The organism is Pseudoflavonifractor sp. 524-17, assembly GCF_009935845.1.
Taxonomy (GTDB): Bacteria; Bacillota; Clostridia; order Oscillospirales; family Oscillospiraceae; genus Pseudoflavonifractor_A.
In genome coordinates this window covers 1-2,084 of the sequence record NZ_QWEK01000113.1, presented here as the reverse complement: position 1 = coordinate 2,084, position 2,084 = coordinate 1, and the positions used below count along the sequence as shown (strand labels likewise).

The 2,084-nt window shown below is 47.1% G+C and carries 3 protein-coding genes; 1 reads left to right on the top strand and 2 read right to left on the bottom strand.

The features are described from left to right. Positions 1 to 408 precede the first annotated feature (408 nt). A complete protein-coding gene (locus D1159_RS20150; protein ID WP_279280124.1) occupies positions 409 to 534 on the top strand; it encodes a hypothetical protein in 126 nt (41 codons plus the stop codon). Positions 535 to 579: 45 nt separating this feature from the next. Here the strand turns inward: D1159_RS20150 and D1159_RS18740 are convergent, their stop codons facing one another. Continuing rightward, a complete protein-coding gene (locus D1159_RS18740) occupies positions 580 to 1,578 on the bottom strand; it encodes a DUF5022 domain-containing protein (RefSeq protein WP_161847102.1) in 999 nt (332 codons plus the stop codon). Between the two features lie 5 nt (positions 1,579 to 1,583). Then, positions 1,584 to 2,084, bottom strand: a 501-nt coding sequence (locus D1159_RS18735) for a hypothetical protein (RefSeq protein ID WP_161847101.1), incomplete at its 5' end; no start/stop codon positions are given.

Sequence of the window (2,084 nt, the reverse complement as noted above, 5' to 3'; positions counted from 1 at the left end):
GCCATCCGATTCTTGTTCAGAGCGGCACTGGTACTTTGTTCAACGGCAAAAGAGGTGCAGAAGGTCGAGAAAATAGCGGCGGTAAGAATGAACGACAACAACTTTTTCAACGTCTTCATACAAGATAGCTCCTCTCCAACATTTGATAAGGTTTATAGGGACTGCTAAGGGCACAAAATGTCGCAACATAGAGTATTGCCCATTATCGTACCATGGGAATCTCCTCCTTTCGACAGATGAGACAGAATTGATTAAATTTTCCTGTCCTGGATCTAAAATAGCATAGTAATAGAAAAAAGTCAACAGTTATAGCGCGGTTTCTCCGGATATAATTTATAAGAATATAATGAAAATGGTTACATAACAGGTTCAAACAGGGACAGTATCCACGCCGCTTGGGCCGTGGGGATGACCCCCGACGCCGTGCTGGTGGACGTGGAGGACGCCATGGACGCCCTGGCCCAGCTCACCGGCCGCAGCCTGCGGGAGGATGTCACCAACCGCATCTTCCAACGCTTCTGCGTGGGGAAATAATAGGAAGGAACAAGCCGCCCGGCAATGCCGGGCGGCTTAATATTATTATTTATTAATAGGATTCAGGTGAATTGTCTTGGGACCCAATTGAGCGGTTATATCACTTTCATCAATATGTCCGCCGTAATGCCGATAGGCGGTCTCCCACGGATCAGAAAAATGAGCACTTTCATAGGGCGTATTTGGCTCATTTTCGATGGTATAAGTCTTACCACGCCTTTCTACTTCATTATAAAAGTATAGTTTGAGTTGAACAAAAACTATTGTAGACTTTTGACTAATAAGACCAAGGTATTTCTGGTCACCAAGCAAGGCATATGTCCACTGTTTTATGCAATCATATTTAATGTCCGCGCTTATGTAATCACCACTTGCTGGTACTATGTTAACTGCATTGTAGTAATCCAAGGCAGCTTCATAGGCAGATACACCCATCATAAACAGAGATATGTACACATTGTTCAGACCAAATCCACTGATGGTAAGATATACAAGGTTTTTTGCGTAATCTTTTGTGGCAGATCCTCTACACACATCAAAAGGCGATGGACCTATATACTCATAGTGAAGTTGGACGCTTTGCATGGGAGTATTCTGGTATTTACCATAGATGTTGTATGTAACAGGACTACGGGCATTTCTAGCCTCGCTCTCAATAAAGGTAGGGGAAAAGATTGTGACTGTGGCATCCAAGTTGCCAGCCTCAATCGCTGCCTGGGAGCTAGCTCGGATGTCATCTTTGACCTCCTCATAGAGATCATCTCGAGCCAAAAGCTGATTTACTGCTACTTCGTCGGTCAGCTTCACATCAAGTCGGCCCACCGGCAGGTAGATATCTTCTTCGTAGGCCAGAGCATAAGTGCCGTACTGGTCTTCCACGACACCCTCAAACTCAGAGGAGTCAAATACACTGTTCTCGATCAGCATTTGAGCATCATCAGAAAGAATTACCTCTGGCTCTGCGCTGGCCGCCAGGGCGGGAGAAATAGTGGAAATGCTAAGGCCTGCCACTAGCAGGCTGCATATCATTCTAGACAACCGCATTTATATTACCTCCTCGTGTTTGATAATGATTTTCCTGCGAACATTTTGTACCGGCTGACTTGCTTCGGGAGCATTTGGAAGATGGTTTCTTTCACGGTCTCCGGCTCCAGCACGGCGTAGAGCGGCGAATTTCCGTCGCTGATGAAGAAAAAGTAGTTCACATTTCCCAGACGGATTCCCGTATGTGTTCCCTTCAAAGGGCCGCTTAGATAGTCTATTTCGATTTGGAATTGGATGTCCCGGCCGTAAATGGGACTACGGGGGTTCAGAATGCGCTGCTTTTGTACGGTAGCGAGATAGTCCAAAATCCTGCGGGCATCCTGTCCGTCTGGAACAATGGGAATGTGGTAGCACTTCAGGGGATGGGCATCCGCCGGACAATAGGTGTAGTACTTCAGTCCGGTGATACACGCTGTATCCGGATAGGGGACCAGAACCGTGGGGGTGAGGAGCCAGCGCAGAGAGAGATAGGAGACAAGGCCCCCCAAGCCCAGCAGAACAGCGAG

Excerpts from the sequence above, each read along its gene's own strand:
- D1159_RS20150 (WP_279280124.1), top strand. The coding sequence starts at position 409 with ATGACCCCCGACGCCGTGCTGGTGGACGTGGAGGACGCCATGGACGCC.
- D1159_RS18740 (WP_161847102.1), bottom strand. The coding sequence starts at position 1,578 with ATGCGGTTGTCTAGAATGATATGCAGCCTGCTAGTGGCAGGCCTTAGC.